Annotated in this window: 19 protein-coding genes; 10 read left to right on the top strand and 9 right to left on the bottom strand. The window is 43.4% G+C overall.

Annotated features, from left to right (window positions below; all coding sequences use genetic code 11):
- Positions 1-4 precede the first annotated feature (4 nt).
- Both AC57BQ_RS16130 and bglX read right to left on the bottom strand, forming a co-directional pair.
- Entirely contained in the window at positions 5-3,331 is a 3,327-nt protein-coding gene (locus AC57BQ_RS16130; RefSeq protein WP_496407265.1) for a SusC/RagA family TonB-linked outer membrane protein, read from the bottom strand.
- Positions 3,332-4,201: 870 nt separating this feature from the next.
- Entirely contained in the window at positions 4,202-6,514 is a 2,313-nt protein-coding gene (bglX, locus tag AC57BQ_RS16135; RefSeq protein ID WP_496407266.1) for a beta-glucosidase BglX, read from the bottom strand.
- 199 nt (positions 6,515-6,713) lie between these two features.
- Between bglX and AC57BQ_RS16140 the strand changes: the two genes are divergently transcribed.
- A complete protein-coding gene (locus AC57BQ_RS16140) occupies positions 6,714-7,475 on the top strand; it encodes an NUDIX hydrolase (protein WP_496407267.1) in 762 nt (253 codons plus the stop codon).
- 95 nt (positions 7,476-7,570) lie between these two features.
- Here the strand turns inward: AC57BQ_RS16140 and AC57BQ_RS16145 are convergent, their stop codons facing one another.
- A complete protein-coding gene (locus AC57BQ_RS16145; protein ID WP_496407268.1) occupies positions 7,571-7,807 on the bottom strand; it encodes a hypothetical protein in 237 nt (78 codons plus the stop codon).
- A gap of 142 nt (positions 7,808-7,949) precedes the next feature.
- Between AC57BQ_RS16145 and AC57BQ_RS16150 the strand changes: the two genes are divergently transcribed.
- The 6 genes from AC57BQ_RS16150 to AC57BQ_RS16175 all read left to right on the top strand — a co-directional run bounded on the left by AC57BQ_RS16150 (position 7,950) and on the right by AC57BQ_RS16175 (position 15,763).
- Positions 7,950-9,815 (top strand): M1 family metallopeptidase, encoded by a 1,866-nt coding sequence (locus tag AC57BQ_RS16150; RefSeq protein WP_496407269.1) that lies wholly within the window; start codon positions 7,950-7,952, stop codon positions 9,813-9,815.
- 615 nt (positions 9,816-10,430) lie between these two features.
- Positions 10,431-11,486, top strand: coding sequence for a sterol desaturase family protein (locus AC57BQ_RS16155; RefSeq protein ID WP_496407270.1), 1,056 nt, complete (start codon positions 10,431-10,433; stop codon positions 11,484-11,486).
- 53 nt (positions 11,487-11,539) lie between these two features.
- Positions 11,540-11,884 (top strand): winged helix-turn-helix domain-containing protein, encoded by a 345-nt coding sequence (locus AC57BQ_RS16160; RefSeq protein WP_496407271.1) that lies wholly within the window; start codon positions 11,540-11,542, stop codon positions 11,882-11,884.
- A 106-nt stretch (positions 11,885-11,990) separates the two neighbouring features.
- Positions 11,991-13,994 carry a TonB-dependent receptor plug domain-containing protein gene (locus AC57BQ_RS16165; protein ID WP_496407272.1) on the top strand — a complete coding sequence of 668 codons (2,004 nt, stop codon included), beginning with the start codon at positions 11,991-11,993 and terminating at the stop codon, positions 13,992-13,994.
- A gap of 127 nt (positions 13,995-14,121) precedes the next feature.
- A complete protein-coding gene (locus tag AC57BQ_RS16170; RefSeq protein WP_496407273.1) occupies positions 14,122-15,261 on the top strand; it encodes a cytochrome-c peroxidase in 1,140 nt (379 codons plus the stop codon).
- A gap of 10 nt (positions 15,262-15,271) precedes the next feature.
- Positions 15,272-15,763 (top strand): molybdopterin-dependent oxidoreductase, encoded by a 492-nt coding sequence (locus tag AC57BQ_RS16175; protein WP_496407274.1) that lies wholly within the window; start codon positions 15,272-15,274, stop codon positions 15,761-15,763.
- A 451-nt stretch (positions 15,764-16,214) separates the two neighbouring features.
- On the opposite strand, the gene AC57BQ_RS16180 is transcribed toward AC57BQ_RS16175, so the two are convergent.
- On the bottom strand, positions 16,215-16,862 hold the full coding sequence (locus AC57BQ_RS16180) for an ankyrin repeat domain-containing protein (protein WP_496407275.1): 648 nt from the start codon (positions 16,860-16,862) through the stop codon (positions 16,215-16,217).
- Positions 16,863-17,123: 261 nt separating this feature from the next.
- On the opposite strand from AC57BQ_RS16180, the gene AC57BQ_RS16185 reads away from it, so the two are divergent.
- Together AC57BQ_RS16185 and lolA1 are read left to right on the top strand one after the other, a co-directional pair.
- Complete coding sequence (locus tag AC57BQ_RS16185) at positions 17,124-19,682, top strand: FtsK/SpoIIIE family DNA translocase (protein ID WP_496409480.1); 2,559 nt, start codon at positions 17,124-17,126, stop codon at positions 19,680-19,682.
- 70 nt (positions 19,683-19,752) lie between these two features.
- Positions 19,753-20,430: an outer membrane lipoprotein periplasmic chaperone LolA1 gene (gene lolA1, locus AC57BQ_RS16190; RefSeq protein ID WP_496407276.1), complete on the top strand. Its 678-nt coding sequence runs from the start codon at positions 19,753-19,755 to the stop codon at positions 20,428-20,430.
- A gap of 293 nt (positions 20,431-20,723) precedes the next feature.
- On the opposite strand, the gene AC57BQ_RS16195 is transcribed toward lolA1, so the two are convergent.
- The 4 genes from AC57BQ_RS16195 to AC57BQ_RS16210 form a co-directional block, all read right to left on the bottom strand.
- On the bottom strand, positions 20,724-20,975 hold the full coding sequence (locus AC57BQ_RS16195; RefSeq protein ID WP_496407277.1) for a DUF1456 family protein: 252 nt from the start codon (positions 20,973-20,975) through the stop codon (positions 20,724-20,726).
- A gap of 16 nt (positions 20,976-20,991) precedes the next feature.
- Entirely contained in the window at positions 20,992-22,293 is a 1,302-nt protein-coding gene (locus AC57BQ_RS16200; protein WP_496407278.1) for a DEAD/DEAH box helicase, read from the bottom strand.
- A gap of 236 nt (positions 22,294-22,529) precedes the next feature.
- Entirely contained in the window at positions 22,530-22,811 is a 282-nt protein-coding gene (locus AC57BQ_RS16205; RefSeq protein ID WP_496407279.1) for a hypothetical protein, read from the bottom strand.
- 72 nt (positions 22,812-22,883) lie between these two features.
- Complete coding sequence (locus tag AC57BQ_RS16210; protein ID WP_496407280.1) at positions 22,884-23,561, bottom strand: pseudouridine synthase; 678 nt, start codon at positions 23,559-23,561, stop codon at positions 22,884-22,886.
- Positions 23,562-23,693: 132 nt separating this feature from the next.
- Here AC57BQ_RS16210 and AC57BQ_RS16215 point away from each other — a divergent pair, with 132 nt between their 5' ends.
- Entirely contained in the window at positions 23,694-24,845 is a 1,152-nt protein-coding gene (locus AC57BQ_RS16215) for an acyltransferase family protein (RefSeq protein WP_496407281.1), read from the top strand.
- A gap of 106 nt (positions 24,846-24,951) precedes the next feature.
- Here the strand turns inward: AC57BQ_RS16215 and rlmF are convergent, their stop codons facing one another.
- Positions 24,952-25,917, bottom strand: coding sequence for a 23S rRNA (adenine(1618)-N(6))-methyltransferase RlmF (gene rlmF, locus AC57BQ_RS16220; protein WP_496407282.1), 966 nt, complete (start codon positions 25,915-25,917; stop codon positions 24,952-24,954).
- Positions 25,918-25,923 lie beyond the last annotated feature (6 nt).

Below are 25,923 nucleotides of genomic sequence, written 5' to 3' on the forward strand. Positions count from 1 at the left end.
AACATTAAAATGTTGCCTGTAATCCAATGCTATATCTCTTTTCGTTTGCAGGATAGTTACCAAAGTCAATACCGAAGCTGGTATTATCACCTGATGTACTGTTATTCAAGTTTGAATTCTGCAACTCAGGATCTAAACCACTGTATTTGGTTATGGTGAAAAGGTTATTACCTAATACAAATATTCTGAGCTTGGAAATTCCTATTTTAGCTAAGTCTGCTGTCGGGAAGGTATATCCGATCTGCAATGATTTCAATCTTAGGAATGATCCATTTTCAATATAAAATGAGTTAAATGCCCCAGTGTTACCGAGGTTAGCCTGCCTGGTTAAAATAGGGATAGTAGCATGACTATTGTCAGCACCTGGATGCCATGAATCAGTTATGATATTTGATGAAACGTTACCATCAAACACAGCAGGGAAGCTGGTCCAGTATTTAACATAGTTGGCAACCTTATTACCATAAACGCCATAGAAGAATGCACTAAAATCGAAGCCTTTATAGCTACCATTCAGGTTTAAACCACCTGTAAATTTAGGGTTAGGGTTACCGATAAAGGTACGGTCATTGGCGTCAATCTTACCATCGCCGTTAACATCCTTTAATTTAAATAAACCTGGTATAGCTCCAGGATATTTAGCAGAGCCATCAACATCGGCCTGGCTTTGATATAAGCCTAAAACCTGGTATCCAAAAAATTCACCTACAGGCTGTCCTGGTTGTAACCTTACAAAGTTTTGCAGACGGGTTGAGCCCCCTGAATTAACATCCAGGTATGGTTGGCCTGAGTTTAACGATTTAACTAAGTTGCTGTAATGACTAAAGTTTAACCCAACATTAAATTTAAATGCATTGATGCTTCCGTGGTAATTTACACTTGCGTCAAAACCTGTATTGCGTAAATCGCCGGCATTAACGTATGGAGGATGCAAAATAGCCCCGGGAGCAAGGATTTGTGATTGGAATAATAGGCCTGATGTTGTTTTCTTATAATATTCAAAAGAAAAATCAAGCGCGTTATTAATGATAGTAGCGTCTATACCAATGTTTAACTCTTTATCGGTTTCCCATGTAGTAAGCGGGTTACCTACCTGGGTAAGTGAGCTACCTAATATAGCGGCGTTACCTTTACCTTCAATATCATAATATTGGGTACCTGCTCCTGCAGTATACAGGTTAAAGGCATTATAAGGTTGAGTTTGAACACCACTTAATGATCCTAAAGAACCATAACCAGCGCGTAATTTCAAATCATTGATCCAGCTAGCACCCTTCAGGAAATCTTCTTTTGAAAGCCTCCAGCCTACTGTTGCAGAAGGGAAGGTACCGTAACGGTGGCCTGGTGCAAAGAATGAAGAACCATCACGTCTGATAGTACCGCTTAACAAGTATTTATCATCATAGGCATAATCTACCCTTGCAAAATATGATTGTATGGAATTTGAATACGGTGCAAAACCATTTGCTGAGTTAGCATTTGTTTGTCCTGCGGGTGAGCCAGTATCCAATGATACATAGTTCGGATCAATGGATGCTAAATAAGTACCTCTTTGCCCCTGCAAAAAGCGACCATAGTTATTGATCGATTCTTCGCCGGCCAGTACTTTAATACTATGCTTGCCTATTTGTTGATCGTAATTTATGGTATTTGACCAGGTATAGCTGCTGTTATAACCAGAATATTCTGTATAAGAGTTAGCGCCGGTATTACCTTCGGCATTTTCATAAGGAGTTGGGCTAAAATAGCGATTCCAGAAATTATCAACAGTACCACCGAACTTGGTACGCACTGTAAAATGTTTCAAGATATCAACCTCAGCAAATAAATTGCCTTGTATTTGCCAATCCTGGTTGTTTCCCCTTAATTGTGTATTAGCCAAATTACGCTGAACAATAGCAACGGGATTTGAGGAGTTACTTAAACCTGGAGATCTTGAACCAGCATAATTACCCATAATGTCGTAAATAGGAATTATAGGAGGTTCACGATAAATATATGATATAGCGTTACCTTCGTTCTGGTTACCTATCTGAGGGTTATTTTTGTTAAAAACATAAGCATTTTCACCAACTCGGATATGGTCATTAATATTAAAGTTTGTATTCGCTCTTAATGAATAACGTTTTTCATATGTTCCTATTAAGGTACCTTGTTGGTTAAGATAACCTACTGACATCAAATAGGTCGACTTATCGCTACCACCACTTGCAGTAATATTATGTGAAGTTAATGGTGCAGGTTTAAACACTTCATGAAACCAGTCAGTACCTTGTTTGTTTGCCAGGGTAATTGGATTAGCGCCAAGTTTGTCTACCCCATTTGGACCTAAGCGATTAGGATCAAGAGGATTTCCTGTTACGGGATTCAGATTATACCAATTCGGGGTAGTCCCGGGGTCACCTACATGAGCGCCCGCTGGCGTTATGTAATCAGGGATGGTGAAAGTACCTGTGCCAAGAGGGTCAAATTGTTTGTTGGTATTTCCATTTACACCTCCACCAATTTTGCCATCATTTTTAAATGATTCGTACTCGGCTTCCATGTAAGTTTTGGTATCCGCCAGTTTAAAACCATCAGCTAATGGCCGGGTAGTTCCGTATAAACCATCATAAGTAATCTGAGCTTTACCAGATTTTCCTTTTTTGGTAGTTACTACAACAACACCGTTTGAACCACGCACACCGTAAATTGACGCAGAACCGGCATCTTTCAATACCTGGATAGATTCAATGTCATTAACATTAATATCGTCTAATTTTCCCGGCGTTCCATCAATAATAATAAGTGGTTGTGTACTGAAGATTGATCCTACACCACGAATATTAACAGATGCTGTACCACCTGGTTGCCCAGAATTGGTAACCGTTACACCTGATGCCTGTCCTTGCAACAGTGATGAAGTGTTACCCGCAGGCACCGATTTCATCGTGGTTACATTTACAATAGCCACCGAACCGGTGATGTCCTTTTTACGTTGAGAGCCGTAACCAGTAACAACAACTTCATTCAGTGAATTATTGCCCGCTTGCAATGTGATCCTGATATTGGCATCGGTACCTACTTTTACCTCGGTGGTTTGATAGCCTATGTATGAAATCACCAACGTATTGCCTGGGCTTAGGCTCAGCGTAAATTCGCCGTTAACGTCTGTTACAGAACCAGTAGTAGTACCCTTAATGCGTACTGACGCACCTACTACGGGTAATTTATCGTCGCTACCGATAACCTTACCCTTGTACTTTGTTTGTGCTGTAACTACCAATGAAGAAACCAGGCAGCATAACAGCACACCAAGGAATCTTCCTTTTAGGAGTAAACTTTTAAACATGAGATTGAGATTTAGTTGATTAATATATTTGATTTAAGATTGTAAGTCGATAACCGGAGTTTTAAGTTTGTAATTGGACCATAAAATATGCAGGGATGAATTGCTTGCCGGGTACGGAAAACTTAACAGCATAGCTTTTAAAATAGCCACACTTAAATTCTGAAGATTTGAAAAATAAAGAGTGTAAAAGTTTTATCATATGATCTTCCCGTAATAAATTATAAACTTATTCCCCGCTATCATCCGTTTTTGCTTCTCCTTTTGGGTTAAGCACATTTAAAACTAAAATGTTATAATAATATTAGATTCAGTGTAATTTCTGTTGATGCAGAAATTTATATTGGCTATTCATCTAATGTAACGAGAGTGTACTGTTTACACAAGTGAAAAATACAGATTTACAAATTAATTATTAGTAAATCATTATAGCAACAAAACATAACAATTTGTGACATCTTTATTGACAAATCATTAATAAAAAGATTATTTCTATAAAAATATAGCAATGTAAAATTCTTGCTACTAACCATACTGTACTCCAAAAAGTTGAGCGCAAACAATAATAATTAATAGAAAACAACAAAAACTATAATTTTTTCTAATACCGGGCTCGTGGCATATCACGCAATCGATTTCATTCTAAGTGTTAAAATATCATTATAGTTAGCAAATAATGTCATCATAACATTTATACCAGGATATATATAACTGTTATACAAACATTTACACATTTCATTATTCATACATAATTGTCTATATAACAATTATTACCCTTCAACATATTCTCCTCTTTTCGGTCATAAAAGTAAAAAGAGCGGAAATATTATAATATCTCCGCTCTTTCGAGTTAGTTAAAAGACTCTTACTTTGTTACTTACCCCATTGTACCGAGGCCGAGTGGGTATCACTGGAGTTTGTGCCAATCTGAATAATGAATTTGCCCGGCTCCCAATCGTACTTGAGCTGACTGTTATAAAACTTAAGCTCATCAGGGGTAATGGTAAATGATACCTCTTTTTGCTCTCCTGGTTGTAAGCTTATTTTCTTAAAATCCTTCAGTTCTTTTACCGACCGGCTAATGCTGGCTACCGGATCGCTGATATAAAGCTGAACTACTTCTTCACCCGCATACTTGCCGGTATTGGTAATGGTAACAGTTGCTGTAAGGCTCTCATTACCCTTTAGCGTGGTTTTACTAAGCTTAACATCGCTGTATCCAAAAGTGGTATAGCTTAACCCGTAACCAAACGGATAAAGCGGGTCATTTGAAATATCCAGATAGTTTGATTTAAACTTTGACGGCCCGTTGGTATATGGCCTGCCTGTGTTTTTGTGGTTATAATAAATAGGTATCTGCCCTACACTGAGTGGAAAAGTTGCAGTGATTTTCCCGGCAGGGTTGTAATCGCCAAATAACACATCGGCTACCGCATTACCTGCCTCGGTTCCAGGCGCCCAAACATCCAGTATAGCGCTGGCATGTTTATCTTCCCAGGTTAAAGTCAAGGGCCGGCCGTTAAATAACACGATGACCAATGGTTTACCCAACTTGGCCAACTCTTTCAGCATATTTTTCTGAGTTTCAGGAATGTCAATATCCGAGCGACTTGATGATTCGCCTGACATACTTTGTGATTCACCAACCACCGCTACAATCACATCTGATTTTTTAGCAGCATCAACAGCTTCTTTCAGCAATTCATCGGCCGGTTTGGGGTCAACAGTTACCATTTGCTGACCAAAAAAGTTCAGCCTTTGTATAAATAAACTATCTTCCGTAATGTTTGCACCTTTTGCGTAGTTAATAGTAACCCCATCACCTACTACGTTTTTAATGCCCTGCATTACACTGATTGATTTTTGCCAGTCGCCAGCAACTACCCAGGTACCCAGCATATCACGCTGGTTATTGGCCAACGGGCCAACCAATGCAATTGAACCTGTTTTTTTAAGTGGCAATGTCTGAGCGCTATTTTTTAACAGTACAAATGAGTGTTTGGTGATATTGCGTGCTTCTGTACGGTTTTCAGCGGTTAATACATCTTTAGCTTCGCGTGTTGCATCAATTGATTTATAAGGGTTGTTAAACAGTCCTAATTTATACTTAGCTTCCAGCACACGACGGCAGGCAAGGTCAATTTCCTGCTGGGTTACCTTACCCGCAGTCAATGACTTTTTCAGTGTAGTTAAAAAGCCTTCGCCTACCATATCCATATCCAAACCAGCTTTAAGGGCCAGTGCCGATACGGTTTGCAGATCACCCAATCCGTGCGCGGTCATTTCATTAACTGCTGTATAATCAGATACTACAAAACCTTTAAAACCCCATTGTTTACGCAATACATCGGTTAACAACCATTGGTTACCCGTGGCTGGTACGCCATCAACGGTATTAAAAGAGCTCATAAAACTACCTGCACCGGCATCAACTGCTGCCTTATATGGTGGCAGATAATCTTGGTACATTTTAATACGGCTCATATCCACGGTGTTGTATTCGCGACCAGCTTCGGCACCGCCGTATAAGGCAAAGTGTTTTACACAAGCCATCACCGCATCAGCATTTTTCATGCTATTGCCCTGGTAGCCCTGCACCATGGCTTTAGCAACCTGCGAACCATACCATGGATCTTCGCCCGAGCCTTCCGAGATACGGCCCCAGCGCGGATCACGCGCAATATCAACCATGGGCGAGTACACCCAGTTTAAGCCTTCGGCAGTGGCTTCTTTAGCCGCGATCTGAGCCGATCTTTTGATCAAACTCATATCCCAGGTAGCCGAAAGCCCCAACGGAATAGGGAAAATAGTACGGTGCCCATGAATCACATCCAATCCAAAAATAAGCGGGATATGGAGCCTTGTGCTTTTTACCGCCAGGTCCTGGATCTGTTTTACCTGATCGGCACCCCATATACCAAACACACCGCCAATAGCGCCGGTTTTTATTTTTTCTTCAACGCCCTTATTTACTACAGAACCCGTAGTTGCCGCGCCTATGGTTACCAGGTTAAGCTGCCCGATTTTTTCATCAAGGGTCATCTTACTCAGCAAACCATTAACATAAGTATTCATTTTGGCATCCTCGGTTTTGGTTTGGGCGGATGCTTTATAAAAAGGAAGCAATGCCACAAAACAAAGCGGAATAGCCTTATTGGCGATTCGGGTTGAAAAACACTTTTTCATTTTTTTAATTTAGATATAACAGAATTGGATAAACAAATATGAACAAAATAAAAGCCATGTAACTGAATAGTAATTACTTATTTTAATAAAGAGTTACAGGATTAAATTGGTTGCAATAAAACAAAAACAATGGTGTATAAAGTACACAATTGTAATTATTATAATTAAATAATCAAACTTTATTTGTACAATAGCGCAAATGTTAACTAAAGAACAACTTATTGAATACAGCGAAGACGCGCGTAAAAATTATCTCGATCACATTTCTATCGATTGCGTAGTTTTTGGCTTTCATGAGGGACAAATGAAGGTTTTGCTATTAAAACCCCAGGATGAAGAGAAATGGTTGCTACCCGGTGGCTTTGTAATGAAGTTGGAACCCATTGAAATGGCCGCCAATCGTATACTAAAAGAACGTACCGGCCTCGATAAAATATTCTTGCAGCAATTCCACATTTTTGGGGACCCTGATCGTGCAAAATTTCATCACGACCTTTATAAAGATACCGTATCTGACCAGCAAAACTGGTTTGCCAAGCGTTTTTTATCGATAGGTTACTATGCTCTGGTTGATTTTTTTGGCGTGGTGCCACAAGCCGACCAGTTTTCTGAACTTTGTACCTGGCGCGATCTGGATGACATGCCAGGCTTGCTGCTTGATCACGAACTGATATTTAAAACCGCATTGGACACCTTGCGCCTCCAGCTCAATTATCAGCCTATAGGCTATAACCTGATGCCCAGGGAATTCACCATGCCCGAACTGCAAAAACTATATGAAACCATACTGGACAAAAAGCTTGACCGGCGCAACTTTCAGCGCCGCATACTGGGTTTTGGTATCCTGAACCGGGCCGAGCAACCCCGTAAAGGCGGTGCCCACAAAGCCCCATACCTCTACTCTTTTGATCTGGAAAAATATCAAAATGCCTTAACTGAAGGCTTTAAAGGGGGTTGGTAGTTCTATATCCGAAGTCTTAAGCTCCAAATCTTAAGTCAAAAATCAACTTTGAGCATATGATTTAAAATTAAATACTCGGGACTCAGAACTTCTATCTACTCTGTTATATATTCCAGTTTTACCTGTATGTGCAAATCTTCATGCATCTTGGCAAACTGCCGGGGGTTACGTGTAAAATCCGGATCAGTATCCATATACATGTTAATAATTTTCACCTCTTCCGGGTGTTTATCCGTACCTATATTATAGGTAAGGCCATCACCACTTTCCAGCTTTTGCTTTAATTCCAGGTATTGCTTACCTGTTATCATGATCATTTTTTCTGCGGTCATTAGTTTATTTATATGGGGGTATAATGATGGTGTTTATCCGTTAAATCTAAATGTGTTAAAATCACTTATTTGTCCAGCATGCATTGCTGCCTGTTCTGTTTATTATATTTACCTTCAAATATAACTGATATAATTTCGCTTAATGCTTAACCTCAAAAAATTACTCGCCATAGCATTGTTATCCGGCAGTACCATCTCTTACGCGCAGGTTACCCTGCCCATAGCCGTAAATCTGCAAAACACCTATACCAAAGGCACGCGTACCAAAGCTGGCGCCCCTGGTAAAAACTATTGGCAAAATACTGCCGACTACCACATTAAAGTTAGCTTTAATCCAGAAAATCGAAATCTTGCCGGCACAGTGTCCATTGACTATATCAACAACAGCCCGGATACATTGCACACGGTTCTGTTTAAGCTTTACCCTAATTTATATAAAAAAGGGGCAATACGCGATATGCCTGTATCTGCTCATGACCTCACCGATGGCGTGCATATCAAATCAATCAGCGTTAATAACCAAGTACAAGACAGCACCAAACGCCGTATTGAAGGTACCAACATGATGCTGAACGTGCCTTTATCACCGGGGCAAAAGGTTCATTTTGATATCGAATACGATTATACCCTCAACAAAACATCACACATACGTACCGGACAAATTGACACAGGCGCTTTTTTTGTGGCCTATTTTTTCCCGCGGATAGCCGTTTATGACGACATTGATGGCTGGAACGAATTACCTTACCTGGGATCGCAGGAATTTTACAACGATTTTTGCCATTTCAACGCCGAGATCACCGTACCAGGGAATTACCAGGTTTGGGCCACTGGAAATCTCAAAAACCCAGAACAGGTATATAACCCCAAGTATGTAAAACTGATAAACCAGGCAGGTATTAGCGATAAGGTAACCGATATTATTACCCAAGCCGATGTACAAGCGGCCGATATCACCAGGAACAACCCTACCAATACCTGGAAATTTGAGGCCGACAGTGTCACCGACCTTGTTTTTGCCACCAGCAACCACTATATCTGGAAAGCATCAAGTTTGGTGGTTGATCCCAAAACCAATCGTCGTACCCGGGTCGATGCTGTTTTTAACCCTGCGCATAAGGACTACTTTGAAGTGGTGAACTACGCTCGTAAAACGGTAGAGACCATGAGTTACCAGTTCCCGAAATGGCCATATCCCTACCCGCATGAAACCGTATTTGACGGGCTCGACCAGATGGAATACCCCATGATGGTGAATGATAACCCGCTCGAAAACACCGCCGACGCTATTGAACTGACCGACCATGAAATATTTCACACCATGTTCCCCTTTTACATGGGTACCAACGAAACCAAGTATGGCTGGATGGACGAAGGCTGGGCCACCATTGGCGAATGGCTTATCAGTCCGGTTATTGACCATAGCATTGTGGATACTTATGGTGTTGCTCCAACAGAAAATAGCGCCGGTATTGAGCAGGATGTACCTATCATGACCCTAACCCCGCAGCTTACCGGTATTTCTAAATTTACCGACAGTTACCCTAAACCGGGCCTGGGTTATTTATACGTAAAAGATATGCTGGGCGATGAACTGTTTACCAAAGCACTCCATTATTATATCAGTCAATGGCATGGCAAACACCCTATGCCTTATGACTTTTTTAACTGTATCAATACCGGCTCGGGCATCAACCTAAACTGGTTTTGGAAAAGCTGGTTCTTTGATAACGGGCAACCTAACCTGGCTATTAGCAAGGTAAGCCATCAGTTGCAAAAATATAATGTGACTATTACAAGCATCGGCACTAAACCCGTACCCGTGAATCTCACCGTATATTATAATGATGGCAGTATACAACTGGTACATCAAAGTATTGTCTGCTGGGCCAAAGGCAACAAAACTACCAGTGTTACCTTCGTGGCTAAAAAACCGGTTAAACAATTGGTGTTAGGTACAACCTATGATCCGGATACCGATAAAAAAGACAACACTTGGAAACCCTGATCAAAAACTTTTTAAACCTTAAATTTTAACACTTTTTCGGCCAAAAAGAGTGTAAAAAGGGTCAAAAACTGCTCGAAAAACCTTCATTTTAACACTTTTTAACAAATTTTAACACGGTTTTGAGTAGTTTTTAAAACTTTAAAAAGTATTAAATTATTGATTATCAAATAACTAACTACAAAACGGTCGATTTTTGACCTTGCTTTGGTATTAACAAAACAGCCCGGTATGTCTGTAAAAAGACAACCGGGCTGTTTTATTTGATATAAATATACAAAAAATTATAGGAAGATTTGGTGACGTGGTTGCTATCCTTTTAAGGTGTTGAATGTTGGCGAAAACTCATTCCGCCAGGCTTTGCCGGACAACTCTCTTTCTCCACGCGTCATTGCGAGGTACGAAGCAATCCCGATAAGCAGAGCCATTCTGTATAGCATAGAGATTGCTTCGTACCTCGCAATGACGCGTTTTTTTTATACCATGCCTTCTCTATAATTTAGATTTTAACTTGCAGGGTAAATAAATTTTGCTGACTTTTATAAAAATTTCTATGTACATACATAATTACATATTAATTCCGTTATAGATCAATAAACCAATATAAAAATTTACCGGATGGACTTCTTAAATGCCGTATTAAAACAATTCACTGGCTTTTTTGGCTTTAATCATTTACTGCAGATCCTCAAATCGGGCGATTATGATAAATTGCTTACTTACGAAGGATTTACCGCCCTGCTGGTACCTATTATGCCCTTTTTACTGGTGATCGAAATTATCCGCGCGGCGTTTTATAAGCGTTTTAAGGTGATCAGTTATAAGCTAACTTTTTTTTCTTACGTGTTCAACGCTTTTATCGGTCGGGTAATATCTATTGCCATGGTGGGTATTTGCATAGGCCTGTTCGAAAAGTACGCCATCTTTAAACTTTCGTTCACCTGGTACTGGTTTATTTATGGTTACATTGTATGGGAATTTGGCCATTTTTTATATCATTATTTCGGGCACAAAGTAAGGCTGTTCTGGTGCCTGCACTCCACCCATCACGCGCCCGAAAGCATGAACCTTTCGGTAAGTTACGCTCACTTCTTTTTAGAAGGTCCTTATGCCGATTTTATCCGCACCACCACCTGTATCTTACTGGGTGTACCACCGGCCATGTTGTTTGTGATCATGTTTATTGACGGCTTTTGGGGAGGTATGATCCACATTGGCGAAAATTTGGTACATGATGGTCGCCTTGGTTTCCTGAATAATATCATCCTTACCCCATCGCATCACCGCGTGCATCATGCCCGCAACCCGCTTTACATGGATACTAATTTTTGCAATCTGTTGAACATTTGGGATAAGGTTTTTGGCACTTACCAGGTGGAAGACCGCAACATACCTATCGAATACGGGATCAGTCGCCCGATGATTAAGAACAGTTTTCTGGATGCTTATTTTGGTGAGATAGTGGCCCTGGCCAAGGATGTGTACCGGGCGCCGGGGATTAAAAACAAATTCCTGTACCTGGTGATGCCCCCGGGATGGAGCCATACCGGCGACCATAAAATGACCACCGTGGTAAAAAAGAAATATTTTGAAGAATTGCAGCAGCAACAGAGTAACCCTGTAAATGATGCAGACAAAGCCGGCACACAAAGCAATGAGCCTGTGCTGTCATAAAGGGCGAATAGGTTTGGCTTTTTATCAAAATAGCCTTACTTTCATGACCAGTAATGAGCAATCCTATATTTAAATTGAACGGACGGATCTGGATAGCGGCCGGGGATGAAAAAATTCTCGGTCACGGGCGTGTGGAACTCCTGGAACGTATTCAGGCTTCTGGCTCCATCAGGCAGGCGGCTTTGCAAATGAAAATGTCATACAAACAAGCCTGGGACCTGGTGAACCACATGAACGAACACTTTGGTCAACCGCTGGTGATATCGCATCGCGGCGGTAAAGGCGGCGGCAATGCAGTGGTAACGGAGCATGGCTTAAAAGTGATCGGGAAGTTTCATTTATTGCATCAAAAATTTCAGGAGTTTTTGACCGCAAACTCAACAAATCTACTCCTATAGTTACTTAAAACATTATTTAGGCAATAAAACCCTTGATTTCATTTTCAAAAATCAGCTAAAATTGCCATTTTGCGATATATTTTATATTATATAACGCAAAATATTCATGAAAAAAACCCTACCACTCTTTATCACTATTTTAATCTCCATTATTTCGTTTCATTTTACCGCAAATGCCCAGGACAGGGACACCTCCAAGCATATTTTCCAGCTGGGGCAGGTCAATATCATCGGCACAAAAGATAGTTTACGATCTGATAAGCTAAGCTCGGGCACCATTAACCGGTATAACCGCTTAACTGTATCCAGCGCCTTAAACCTGTTACCCGGCGTTACCTTGACAGCCGTGGGCCCCAGGAATGAATCGGCGGTGAGCATCCGCGGGTTTGATGTACGTTCGGTTCCTATTTACCTGGATGGTGTGCCCCTTTATGTGCCTTATGATGGTTATGTAGACCTGGCCCGGTTCAATACCTTCAATTTATCAGAAATACAGGTTGCCAAAGGATATTCATCTGTTTTGTACGGCCCCAATGCCGAAGGTGGAGCTATCAACCTCATCAGCCGTAAACCCGTAAAACCCTTTGAACTGAGCGCTATTGCCGGCTGGTTAAGCGGCGGCTACCGGTTAAATACCAATATAGGCTCCAATTTGGGTAAGGTTTATTACGAGGTTTCGGCCTCACAGTTAAAACGCAACTGGTACCCGCTGTCGCATGATTTTGTACCTACTAAAAACGAGGATGGCGGCCATCGCGATAACTCCTATAATAATGACATTGCTGTAAGTGGTAAAGTTGGCTTTACGCCTACTGCTAACCAGGAATATGCGGTTGGTTACAGCTATCAGCATGGCACCAAAGGCACTCCAGTTTATACCGGCGACGATGCGGCCAACGCGCTTTTTAAAAGTCCGCGGTTTTGGAAATGGCCAAACTGGGACACGCAGAGCCTTTACCTGATCAGCAATAACCGCATCAACAGTACCAACATAATTAAAACCCGCTGGTATTATGATCAGTTTAAAAACAACCTGCAAAGTTTTGACAATGCCACCTACAGCACCCAAACCAAACCATATGCCTTCACTAGTATTTACAATGATTACACGCTGGGCAGCAGTATCATGTTCGAAAACACGAGCTTAAAAGACAACAGCTTTAGCATAGCCGGTCATTTTAAACAGGATGTGCACCGCGAGCACAATGTAGGCGAACCCACCAGGCGCGACGCCGATAACAACTTCACCATTGGCGCCGAAGATACCTATCATTTAACATCGGCCTTAAAAGCCAACGCCGGTGTAAGCTATATGAACAGGCACAGCATTGATGCCCAGCAATACACCAACAACGTGGTGAGCCAGCTGCCTGCCAACAGCAACAGTGCCTGGAACTTACAAGGCTTGTTACAATACGATATCGACAGTACAAACGCCATCACCTTATCGGTAGCCCGCAAAACGCGTTTTGCTACTATTAAGGACAGGTACTCCTACAAATTCGGCACATTCATCCCTAACCCTGATCTGAAAGCTGAGAACGCCTTAAATTACGATCTGAGCTATCATACTCTGTTCGCAGGTAAACTTTCGGTACAGGCATCCTTATTTTACAGCAAGATCGGCAACCTGATCCAAACGGTGAACAACGTACAGGTTGACCCTAAAACGGGCACAAACCTGTCGCAGGTGCAAAATGTGGGTCGTGCCGAGTATTATGGCGCCGAGCTGGCCATTGGCTACCCTATTGCCGACCAGGTGCGGATAGATGCCAATTACACTTACCTGAAACGCAAGAACCTCTCGAGCCCATCTATTTATCTGACCGATGTACCACAAAACAAGGTATTTGGTTCGATACAATATACGCCGATCAAAAAACTGTACGTGATGGCATCGGAAGAGTATAATTCTAAAAGATACAGCACCAGCTATGGCACAGTATCGGGCGAGTTTGCCCTTACCAATGTAAAAGCGCATTTAACCCTGGTTAAAGGATTTTCGATCGAAGGCGGTGTAAACAACCTGTTTGATAAGAACTATACCCTTGTAGAAGGTTTCCCCGAAGCAGGGCGTAATTATTTTGCTAATGTGATATTTAGTTATTGATCAAGATAGGATGTCATGCTGAGCTTGTCGAAGCATGGTGGGCAGGGCCTCTACGCACGTCCTTCGACAGGCTCAGGATGACACCCCTTTTAATATCGCACAAGGTCATTATTTATTAAATTTGTACATGAACCAACCCAAACATAACCCGCTTTTAAATCGACTAAAAAAAAGCCGGGTTATGTTCCTGTTGTTGATCTTTATTATTATATCTGGCTGGTGTTATATAGATGGCGGCATCGAAACCGGCCCATACAACCTGGTTTATCCATCAAACTTTGGCAACCGTATCCAGATCCCGGCAGATAATCCCACCACCAAACAGGGCGTTTATCTGGGTCGAATGCTTTTTTACGAAACCAGGCTTTCGGCCAATAATACCATATCATGTGGCAGTTGTCATCAGCAAGATAAAGCATTTACGGATGGGCGGGCATTTAGTCCGGGTGTAGATGCTGTATTGACACCGCGTAATTCCATGTCGCTGGTCAACTTGCTTTGGGCACGTAAGTTTTTTTGGGATGGCCGGGCCAATGGTTTGGAAGAACAAGCGGTTACGCCGCTTACCAGTGTGCATGAAATGGGGCAGGCATTAACTGTTTCAGCACAAAAATTGGCACAAACTTCCAGTTATCCTGCCTTGTTTAAACTGGTTTATGGCGATGATCAGATCACCGGCGACAGGATAGTAAAGGCCATATCGCAATTTGAGCGTACGCTGATCTCGGCCAATTCGCGGTATGATCAATACTTACGTGGCGTTTACCAACCCACACCTGATGAACTGAAAGGCATGGAGCTGTTTAATACGGGGCCACAGCCAGAAAAAGGTATCCGCGGTACCAATTGTACTCATTGCCACGGTGGCCCAAAAACATATATGGAACTGTTTCATAACAACGGGTTGGACAGCCTGCCCAAAGATCCAGGAATAGAAGCGCTGACCCACTTACCTGCCGACCGCGGTCGTTTTAAAGTACCAACCCTGCGTAATATCGCTCTCACCGCACCTTATATGCATGACGGAAGATTTAAAACGCTGAATGAGGTAGTTGATCATTACAGCGAACACTTACAACAATCAGCCTCATTAAGTTCCTTTCTGCGTGGCGAATCCAACGAAGCCGAAGGTAAAAGTTTGAGGCTGCGGCCACAAGAGAAAAAACAGCTTATCGCTTTTTTGAACATGCTTACCGATTCGGCATTTATCACTAACCCAGCCTTTTCCGATCCGCATTTACTCAGCAATAAAAATAAAAAGCATTAAATTTATACCCATGAAGAAACAATTCCTGATAGCCTGTTTGGCTTTATTAAGCTTTACTGCTATCCCTTTTATATCGCAGGCGCAAACCATTAAAATAAGCGGTGAGGTTAGTACGCCTTTAACTGTTGACGCCGCATATCTGCAAAAATTCACCCAAACCACTGTAACGCGGAAAGACAGGGACGGGAAAGACCATACCTATAGCGGGGTTATCCTGTCGGAAATCCTGAAAGGCGCCGGTGTTACCCTGGGTCTCGAACTGAAGGGCGAAAACCTGACCAAATACCTGCTGGTAGAGGCCAGCGATGGTTACCAGGTGATCTTCGCGCTTGCTGAACTGGATAAAAGTTTTACGGACAGAACCATCATCCTGGCAGATAAGGTAGATGGCGCCCCACTTGCCCCCGCCGATGGCCCCTATCGCATCATTGTACAGGACGAAAAGAAACCCGCCCGTTGTATTAAACAGGTAACAGCAATGCAGGTACATTTTGTGAAGTAGCAAGTTGTCTGAATGATGTTTGTCTGAACCATGATTTTTAGGATTTAAGGATTACCTCGATTTCTTTTCCCGTCAGCAGAACAGCTTCGGGCGAAAGCTGACGGAACAATGGTGGCCTGTGTGGTTGCAGGGGCATTAGCAAACCTTACCCTAAGCGTGGGATAGCGCGAACGAAGTGGAGGTAAGGTTTAGCAGCCCGTGGTTCTGTCGGATTTGCAGGGCAAAGGCCTTGTGCGGCAAAGAAGCATTTCTGCTGACAGCCTTTTTGGTTACTTTTGTGGCGACAAAAGTGACTGGCCCTCCCGCGGCCAAGAGCGGGTAAACGCCAAGCAAGGCGACTCTGACTCTGTAAAGCTTAGAGATTATTAATATTTGTAATTGTTTTTTATCGGTATTAATGAGCTCCCTTCGGTCGGTTGTCTTCGTACCTCGCAATGACGTTCTAAAAAAATTAACCTAATATCTCCGCAATCTCATCAAAACCTTTTTCCCGGGCCAGATCTGCGGGGAGCTTGCCACCTTCCATGCGGATATTGGTCATTGCACCATGTTCCAGCAGTAGCACCAATAAATCGATATTACCATTTTGAGCGGCGGTATGCAGCGGTGTCGCGCCTGCCTGTTGCTTTACATTTACCTGGGCGCCATTTTCAACCAATACGCGGGCAATAGCTGTATAATTACCGGCACAAGCCGAGTGTATAGGATAAACCTGGAAACCATTATTAGATGGCCGGTTCACATCAGCGCCATTGCTTACCAGATAACGGGCAACCGCCTCATGACCAAAATAACAGGCCAAACCCAGCGGTGTAAAACCATCGGATGCATGATCATCAACAGTATTGGGGGCGGTTTCTACAAAATGGCTTACTACTTCTAACTTCCCGGCTGCGGCAGCTTCAAACAGCGTGATCTGGTTAACGTATCTTAATAATACATCGGTAACCTCCGGCTTTTTATAATAACACGACAACATTAAAGGTGAAACCTGGTGACTGGTTATGGTAGTAGCCAGCGCGGGGCTTTGCATCAGTAAGGCTTCCAACTTACCCAGGTCGGCGGTGGTGATGTATTGTTCCAGCTTTTCTATACTCATGACGTACATTAGCGCAAGCTGCAGTTACGCAGGCTATGCTTTTAATAAGGTTCTTTTACGAGGATCGTACCAGATGGTTTTCAATAATACTAAAAAATAAAAATACGATTAAATAATTGTTTAATCTGCTAACTTTATATGCATCAACTTATGATTTTTTTGAGGTTGATCTGTGTGTGTAAAAATTTATATGTTGTTTTTGCAAAGTTTACATAGGTGAAATTTTATGTAAGTTTGCACTTAAAGGATGTTACATCAGCGATGCCGGTAAAAGGAAATCAGTTTAAATCAAATAGTTTTAAGGACGATAATCAGCCCCGTCAAACGGGAAAAGCTGAAAAGGAACGTGTGACGAAGCGCCGGATGCCCAGCATGCCGCGATTCGATATGGAGAATGGCAAGGCAGTCAAGATAGCAGGTTTGCTATCGCTTTTGATGTCTATCTTTTTCCTCATAGCCTTCACCTCCTACCTGTTCACCTGGCAGGAAGATCAGAGTTATATATCAACCACCAACGGCGGCTGGCACAACCTGGCTACCGGCAAAACCGTACAGGAAATTGCCGATACCGGCAACCCGCAGATAGCGCAGAACTGGCTGGGTAAATTTGGGGCACTACTTAGTAACCAGTTTATTTACGAATGGTTTGGCGTGGCCTCGTTCCTGTTTGTGTTTATCTTTTTTGTAGTTGGCTACCGCCTGTTGTTCAAGGTAAGGTTGTTCTCCATGATCAAAACATTGGGTTATACCCTGTTTGGTATCGTGTTTATATCAACCACCATTGCCTATTTCCACGCTTTTATTATTGACTATCCGCATTACCTGGAGGGTGGCTTTGGCTACTGGACCAACCGCTTACTTGATGCGCAGATCGGTCCGGCGGGTACGGGTGGCTTCCTGGTATTTGCCGCGCTTACTGTACTGGTAATTGCCTATAATATTGATTTTAAACTGCCGCAGCGTAAAAACAGACCGGTAGCACCGATGACTGTTAGTGAGGTATCGCCCGAGCCGGTTGAAATGACGGACGAAGAACCATCTATCCCGCTGGAATGGCCACGGGGTAATAACCGCATCAAGGAAACGCATGTGAACTCCATTATGCCAGAGCCGATGCAGCAGCATCCTTTGACACAAACACCTGTTTATCATGAGCCTGTGGTACTTACACCTTCTTCCACGCATGAACCTGAAGAGGAAACGGAGATACCGCTTACTATTGATACCAACCGCCCAATGCCGGAGCTAAACGTTGAAAAGACCGACGATGATAAGGCCAAGGACCTGGTAAGCCAGTTTGGTATCTATGACCATAAGCTCGACCTCGCATCGTACAAAATGCCGCATCTTGATCTGTTGGAGAACCATGGATCGAACAAAATATCGGTTAATGCCGAGGAACTTGAAGCCAACAAGAACAAGATTGTTGAAACGCTGAACCATTATAATATCGAGATCGATAAGATCAAGGCTACCATAGGGCCAACGGTTACATTATACGAGATCATCCCGGCACCGGGTGTACGTATCTCCAAGATTAAGAACCTGGAGGATGATATCGCCCTGAGTTTGGCCGCTTTGGGTATCCGTATCATCGCGCCTATGCCGGGTAAGGGTACTATCGGTATCGAGGTGCCTAACCAGAACCCCGAGATGGTATCGATGCGCTCTATCCTGGCGACAGAGAAATTCCAGAATACCACCATGGATCTGCCCATCGCCCTAGGTAAAACCATCTCCAACGAGGTATTTATTGCCGATCTGGCCAAGATGCCGCACTTACTGGTGGCTGGAGCTACCGGTCAGGGTAAATCGGTTGGTATCAATGCTATATTAGTTTCGTTGCTGTACAAAAAGCACCCATCCGAACTGAAGTTTGTACTGGTGGATCCTAAAAAGGTGGAGCTCACGCTTTTCCGCAAAATTGAAAGACACTTTTTGGCTAAGCTGCCCGACGAAGGCGATGCCATTATTACCGATACCAAAAAGGTGGTGAACACGCTCAACTCGCTTTGTATCGAGATGGATCAGCGGTATGACCTGCTGAAAGACGCCCAGGTACGTAACCTGAAAGAGTATAACGCCAAATTTGTAAACCGCAAGATCAGCGATCCGGAAAAACACCGCTACCTGCCATTCATTGTACTGGTAATTGATGAGTTTGCCGATTTGATGATGACCGCCGGTAAAGAGGTAGAAATGCCGATTGCCCGTATTGCCCAACTGGCCCGTGCCGTGGGTATACACCTGGTTATCGCTACACAAAGACCGTCTGTTAATATCATTACGGGTACTATTAAAGCCAACTTCCCATCAAGGTTGGCGTTCAGGGTATTATCCAAGATCGATTCACGTACCATCCTGGATGCCGGCGGCGCTGATCAACTGATCGGCCGCGGCGATATGTTGTTCTCAACCGGTAGCGACCTGATCCGTTTGCAATGTGCCTTTGTGGATACACCTGAGGTAGAAGCCATATCCAACTTTATCGGCGAGCAGCGTGGTTACCCAACCGCCATGTTCCTGCCCGAATATGTGGGCGAAGGTGAGGCTAGCAGCGCTAAAGAATATGATCCGGATGATCGCGACCCGATGTTTGAAGAGGCAGCCCGCCTTATCGTGATGCACCAACAGGGATCAACCTCGCTCATCCAGCGTAAAATGAAACTGGGCTATAACCGTGCCGGCAGGATCATTGACCAGTTGGAGGCCGCAGGCATTGTTGGCGCCTTTGAAGGCAGCAAGGCCCGCGACGTATTATACCCTGATGAATACAGCCTGGAACGTTATCTGGAAACTCTTCAAAAACCAAAAGATTAAACCTATTCAAATTTATTTGCTCTAAACCAGTAACTATTAACCGTAATAGTTGTTGATGTAAAAAACACTGATGAAAACGATATTCCTTTATTCCATTTTAGCTATAAGCACCTGCAGCACCGCTTTTGCGCAAAAAGATACGCAAGCCAAAGCCATATTGAACCAGGTAAGTCAGAAATACAAATCGTACGACGCTATAAAAACAGATTTTAGTTTTACATTGGATAACCCACAAGCCGGTGTTAAAGAAACCCAGAGCGGTACTTTAATTTCAAGGGCCAAATCAGGCAAATACAGGGTAACGCTTTATGCTTCGGCAGGGGCCAAAGATGTGGACAAAGAGATCATTAACGATGGCAAAACTCAGTGGACCTATCTCAAAAAAGATAAAGAAGTACAGGTAGGCGACGCTCCCAAAGGCGCGGATGGTATTAACAACCCTTCACAAATTTTCACCATTTATGAGCACGGCTACAAATACCTGTATACCGGCGAACAAAAAATAGCCGGCAAAGTATATCAGGCTATTGACCTGACCCCAGAAAACGAAAAACAAAATATTTTCAAGGTTCGCCTGCTGATAGACAAGGTAAAAAAACAGATCTACAGCGCGCAACTGTTTGATAAAAACGGCAACAGGTACAACTATACCGTACGCAGCTTTACCCCTAATGCGCAAGTTGCCGATGCCACATTTGCCTGGGACGCGAAAGGCCATCCAGGCGTAGAGTTGGTTGACCTGCGATAAGATTAGGTTTTACGTAGGACGTGATACGTTTTACATTTGATATAAAACAAGAAGAGCGATGGTAAAACCATCGCTCTTCTTGTTTTAGTAAATTCTACCATGTCATTGCGAGCGATAGCGTGGCAATCTCCTTATGCTAATCAACCCTGCAAAGTTTAACACTTGTCTGAATGAGATTGCTTCGTCGTTCCTCCTCGCAATGACATGTTTTTTTATTTTGGATGACAACATCAGTATCCAACATGCACCCGTTTGTGACGAGTGTATGTTTTATGAAACGTCCAACGTAAAACCTAATTCCCTTCTACCTTAGGTGCCCTTTTATCAGGCATGGGGCCGCGTTGATGAATGATCAGTCCGTTCAGGAAATTGCGCAGGATCTGGTCGCCGCAGGGTTTAAAATTGGGATGATCATCGGCGCGAAAAATGGCGCCCAGTTCCGTTTTGGTAATACGGAAGTTAACCAGTTCCAAAACTTTTATAATATCATCGTCGGTAAATTTCATCGCTACACGTAGCTTTTTCATGATATCATTATTGCTCATGCTTTTCTCAGTTTTATTATCTTGAAATATCTATTTTAACTTTTTTGTTTTTGATCTTTTCGCCTTTCACAGCTTGCACCGCACGCTCAATACGATTGCGTTTTACTGCGGCGTATGACGCGTAATCATGTACTTCAATCAGGCCTACATCTTCCTTATCCAGTCCGCCTTTTTTGAGCAGCAGGCCCACAATATCAATCTTGTTTACCTTATCTTTTTTACCAGCGGCAATATACAATGTGGCCCATGGCGATAGTGGTGGTATTACCGGATTCTCGGGCAGTACCTCTATCTCCGGCATTTCTTTTAAATACGATGGTCTTTCATCGGGCGCCAGGATCAGGTACGATGTGCCTTTCGCATGCATACGGGCGGTACGACCGTTACGATGGGTGTATGCTTCTTCATTATGTGGTAGCTGGTAATGTACTACATGGTCAATCTCGGGGATATCCAGCCCACGTGAGGCCAAATCGGTAGTGATGAGTAGGCGGTGACTGCCGTTTCTGAATTTTAACAGCGCCCGTTCACGGTCTTCCTGCTCCATACCACCGTGAAATATGTCATGCGGCAGGCCACGGTCAAACAGCAGATCACTGATCCGCTCAACGGCGTCGCGGTGATTACAGAAAACCAGTGTGGCATTATCGCCTATTTTACAAATAAGGGCAAACAGGGCGTCCAGCTTATCCGCAGCTTCGGCTATCACAGCTTTTTGTTTGATATCAGGCACTGAAGCAGCGTTCGTGAGGTAATCCAGCGTCGTTGGCCTTATCATGCCTGTAAAAGCGGGGATTTCGTCCATTTTGGTAGCCGATGTCAGGATACGCTTTTTAATGGCCGGCATCTGTTTAATGATATAGGTCATATCTTCCTGGAAACCAAATTCCAGGGCTTTATCAAACTCGTCCAGTATCAGAGTGTGGATGGTATCGGTACTAAAACTTTCCCGGCGCAGGTGATGTGCGATACGGCCCGGCGTGCCGATCAATACCGCAGGCGGCTGCGAGAGGTTATTACGCTCAACTTTTACCGCGTGACCACCATAGCAACAATTCACCTTAAAACCGCTGCCTATGGCCTTAAAAACCTGCTCTATCTGTAAAGCCAACTCGCGCGATGGCACCATGATAAGGGCCTGCACAGTAGGTATTTTAGCATCCAGCAAACTCAACAATGGCAATAAAAAGCCCAATGTTTTACCCGAGCCGGTAGGCGACAGCAGTATCACATCGCTTTTTTTGGCGGCGCTGATAGCGGCCTCCTGCATAGGGTTTAACGCGTTTATCTTAAGATTCAGAAGGGCTTGTTTGATCATTATTTGTGCTGGAGTATGCGCAAAGATAAGCTAAATAAGCGGGGCTTTAAATTTTGTCATGCTGAACGGAGTGAAGCATCTATTGAGCGACATGCCTATTGAAGAAGATCCTTCGCTATGCTCAGGATGACAAGAAAAGAAGTAGGGGGTCATGCTGAGCCCGTCGAAGCATGATGGGTGGGCCTCTGCACTCGCCCTTCGACAAGCTCAGGGTGAAAGGTGAAAGGCCATCTTATCTAATCCATCTTCTCGTCTTTCAGTTCCTGATTGGTTTTATCTTGAATGTATTTGGCTATTTCTGCCGCTTGTTCATGGGTCAGGTCGCCAAAGCCGGTGTATTCCCATTCGCGCAGATCGTCGTCGAAAACAATATCGCCCAACCCTACTTCTCCCTCACTCAGTTTAAATACACCGGTTACGTATAAAGTCCCACCCGATATGGTTTGATTTACAGGCTTTATAGTGATATCGCGTTCGCCATCCGCTGTGTATAACTTATATTCTGCCGGTTTGATCATCTTTTTATGTATTTACGTACAAGACAATCACCAAGCGATTTTGTTTATTTTATCAACCTAAAAATGAAGCTTTTACCAGCCCATAATTTGCATTACCCGGCTAAATTCCGGCTGCAGGTCGGCATCAATTTGCACCGTTTCGCCGGTAATAGGATGGGTAAACTCCAGGCGCGAGGCGTGCAACAGCATGGTTTCCATATCCCAGGTTTCTTTAAACAGTTTGTTCTGCTTATTGCAGCCATGGGTACGGTCGCCTATAATGGGATGAAAAATATGACTAAAGTGCTTGCGTAACTGATGCATGCGCCCGGTAGCCGGCACAGCCTCCACCAGCGAATAACGTGAAGTGGGATGTTTGCCCAAGGGTACGTCCAGCTCAGCCCGTTTTAAAGTAGAGTATTGCGTAAAAGCATCCTGCAGGGTGCCGTTCTCTTTGCGCAGGGGATAATCAATATCCTCCTGGTCGGGTGTATGTCCGCGAACAATGGCCAGATATTTTTTGTGCACCTGGTTTTCCATAAATTGTTGCTGCATGGCTATTTCAGCTGGTTTGTTTAGTGCAAACAACAGTATTCCTCCCGTTTTGCGGTCGATGCGGTGAGCCGGGTTTACCTTCTGGCCTATTTGATCACGCAGTAATTGCAGGGCAAATTCCGACGCGTCCGCAGCTATGGGCGACCGGTGTACCAGCAGTCCGTGTGGTTTATTGATGGCGATAAGATGCTCATCGCGATATATGATCTCTAACATGCAGCACTATTTCAAATCGCGAAGGTACAACGCTATGTAACAATTTCATTTTATAAAGTATGGCTAACTAAAAAAAATATTTTAAATAGTTTGCTTTTTATATCTTTAGTACCAACTAAAATCTTTTTGCAAATGGTCAATACCGCAACCGCATCAGCAGGCAGTGCCCCTGCTGATGATATCAACAAAGCATCAACCCGCCTATTTTCATTAGATGCCCTGCGGGGTTTTGATATGTTTTGGATAATGGGTGGCGGAGAGATTTTTCATACCCTGGCTAAAAGCACCAAATCGCCGTTTTGGGAAACTATAGCCTTGCAATTTACCCATCCCGACTGGAACGGCTTTCACCTGTACGACCTGATATTCCCGCTGTTTTTGTTCATGGCCGGTGTATCCACCCCATTTTCAGTGGGCCGCGAACTGGAAAAAGGAAAAAGCCGTGGCCAATTAACCTTACGTGTTATCAAAAGAGCGGCTATATTGGTATTGCTGGGCCTGGTAGTCAACAACGGACTGAACATTATGCCCATATCGCAAATTCGCTTTGCCAGTGTGCTTGGCCGTATTGGTATCGCTTATATGTTTGCCAACATCATTTACCTGTACAGCAGGGAGCGCATGCAAATGGTATGGTTCTGGGTATTTATTATCGGTTATTGGCTGCTGCTTAAGTTTACTTCGGCACCAGGTTTTCCGCATGGCGATCTGACCATGCAGGGTAATTTCGCATCCTATATGGACCGTTTAATATTACCGGGAAAACTGTATTTAGGTATCCATGATCCCGAAGGTTTATTCTCGACCATACCGGCTATCAGCACCGGCTTGTTGGGCATATTAACCGGTCAGCTTCTGAAAAAAACGGGTATTCCCCAAATCCGTAAAGTAGCTATTATGGCAGTTACCGGAGTGATATTCCTGATCATAGCACAGATCTGGAACCTCGATTTTCCTATCAACAAAAACCTATGGACTAGCTCATTCGTGATGCATGTAGGCGGCATCAGCTTGTTATTGATGGCCTTGTTTTACTATATTATTGATGTGCTGGGTTATAAAAAATGGGCCTTCTTTTTCAAGGTCATCGGCATGAACTCCATCCTGATCTATATCTCCGGAAAGTTTATCAAATGGCAATACACCACCAATGGCTTTTTCGGATGGATAGGTCAGCTGGTTGGCGATCCGTATAATATTGTCGTGATGGCCGTTTGCTTTATTATGGTAAAATGGATTTTTCTTTACTACCTGTACCAGAAAAAGACGTTTTTGCGGGTGTGACCGTTGATGATTTTTTGATGACGTTGATTTCGTTGATTCTCTGAAACCTGATTTACAGGATTACCGAAATAAAAGGGAATCTGCGAAATCAACGCAATCATTTAAATCAACGGTTAAGCCACTGCTGTTGCTCTTCGAGCGTAAAGAATGTCCAGGCCATGATACGGCTAACTTTTTGTCCCTGCGACATATTGATAGTTTGTACTTCCTTGGCACCAGCCTTTTGCAGGGCATTGTACAAAACACGCAAATTTTCTTTTTTGGATACCAGCGAAGTGAACCATAAACATTGTTTGGCAAATCGGGTACTTTGCGTGGCCATCACTTTTAAAAACGCGGCTTCGCCGCCAGGATACCATAGTTCGGTATTCTGGCCGCCAAAGTTTAGTAATGGTTCCTCTTTTCCTTTCGCGGTATGTAGGCCCAGGTTATTCCATTTACGGCGCGATCCTTCGGCAGCTTCCCTGATAGAAGCATGAAATGGTGGATTGCAAATGGTCAAGTCAAAAGTCTCACCAGGTTTTATGGCAAATACAAAAATATCCGCGCGGTGCTTTTGCAGGCGCAATTCAACGGCATGCTTTAACTGATCGTTGTTGTCAATAATCTTTTGTGCCGATTCAATAGCCGCTTCGTCAATATCTACCCCTACAAAGCTCCAACCGTATTCCTGCACACCAATAATAGGATAAACACAATTGGCGCCAACACCAACATCCAGCACCCGCACCTTTTTACCTTTTCGAACAACACCTCCGTTTGATGTCGCCAAAAGATCGGCCACGTAATGGATATAATCGGCCCGGCCAGGTATAGGTGGGCACAAATAATCCTCAGGGATATCCCAGCTGGTAATTTGATAATGATGCTTTAACAATGCTTTGTTCAGCATTTTTACCGCATCAGGATTGGCAAAATTGATAGTTTGGTTATCGTATTTGTTTACCGTAACAAAAGGCCTTAAAGCGGGCGTAACCCTCATCAGCGCCTTAAAATCGTATCCCAGGCGGTGCTGGTTACGCGGGTGCATGGTTTCTTTTGCTTCGGGTTGGTTTGGGGCTGATTCTGGCAAGTTCTT

The sequence above is a fragment of the Mucilaginibacter sp. BGA-UO-ETr-C110 genome (genome assembly GCF_059567985.1).

What these genes read in the sequence shown, in the direction of transcription:
- lolA1 (WP_496407276.1), top strand. Translation starts at nt 19,753, where the DNA reads ATGAAAACGATATTCCTTTATTCCATTTTAGCTATAAGCACCTGCAGC.
- AC57BQ_RS16175 (WP_496407274.1), top strand. Translation starts at nt 15,272, where the DNA reads ATGAAGAAACAATTCCTGATAGCCTGTTTGGCTTTATTAAGCTTTACT.
- AC57BQ_RS16140 (WP_496407267.1), top strand. Translation starts at nt 6,714, where the DNA reads ATGTTAACTAAAGAACAACTTATTGAATACAGCGAAGACGCGCGTAAA.
- AC57BQ_RS16200 (WP_496407278.1), bottom strand. Translation starts at nt 22,293, where the DNA reads ATGATCAAACAAGCCCTTCTGAATCTTAAGATAAACGCGTTAAACCCT.
- AC57BQ_RS16215 (WP_496407281.1), top strand. Translation starts at nt 23,694, where the DNA reads ATGGTCAATACCGCAACCGCATCAGCAGGCAGTGCCCCTGCTGATGAT.
- bglX (WP_496407266.1), bottom strand. Translation starts at nt 6,514, where the DNA reads ATGAAAAAGTGTTTTTCAACCCGAATCGCCAATAAGGCTATTCCGCTT.
- AC57BQ_RS16145 (WP_496407268.1), bottom strand. Translation starts at nt 7,807, where the DNA reads ATGACCGCAGAAAAAATGATCATGATAACAGGTAAGCAATACCTGGAA.
- AC57BQ_RS16160 (WP_496407271.1), top strand. Translation starts at nt 11,540, where the DNA reads ATGAGCAATCCTATATTTAAATTGAACGGACGGATCTGGATAGCGGCC.
- AC57BQ_RS16185 (WP_496409480.1), top strand. Translation starts at nt 17,124, where the DNA reads ATGCCGGTAAAAGGAAATCAGTTTAAATCAAATAGTTTTAAGGACGAT.
- AC57BQ_RS16210 (WP_496407280.1), bottom strand. Translation starts at nt 23,561, where the DNA reads ATGTTAGAGATCATATATCGCGATGAGCATCTTATCGCCATCAATAAA.
- AC57BQ_RS16150 (WP_496407269.1), top strand. Translation starts at nt 7,950, where the DNA reads ATGCTTAACCTCAAAAAATTACTCGCCATAGCATTGTTATCCGGCAGT.
- AC57BQ_RS16180 (WP_496407275.1), bottom strand. Translation starts at nt 16,862, where the DNA reads ATGAGTATAGAAAAGCTGGAACAATACATCACCACCGCCGACCTGGGT.
- AC57BQ_RS16165 (WP_496407272.1), top strand. Translation starts at nt 11,991, where the DNA reads ATGAAAAAAACCCTACCACTCTTTATCACTATTTTAATCTCCATTATT.
- AC57BQ_RS16205 (WP_496407279.1), bottom strand. Translation starts at nt 22,811, where the DNA reads ATGATCAAACCGGCAGAATATAAGTTATACACAGCGGATGGCGAACGC.
- AC57BQ_RS16155 (WP_496407270.1), top strand. Translation starts at nt 10,431, where the DNA reads ATGGACTTCTTAAATGCCGTATTAAAACAATTCACTGGCTTTTTTGGC.
- AC57BQ_RS16130 (WP_496407265.1), bottom strand. Translation starts at nt 3,331, where the DNA reads ATGTTTAAAAGTTTACTCCTAAAAGGAAGATTCCTTGGTGTGCTGTTA.
- AC57BQ_RS16170 (WP_496407273.1), top strand. Translation starts at nt 14,122, where the DNA reads ATGAACCAACCCAAACATAACCCGCTTTTAAATCGACTAAAAAAAAGC.
- AC57BQ_RS16195 (WP_496407277.1), bottom strand. Translation starts at nt 20,975, where the DNA reads ATGAGCAATAATGATATCATGAAAAAGCTACGTGTAGCGATGAAATTT.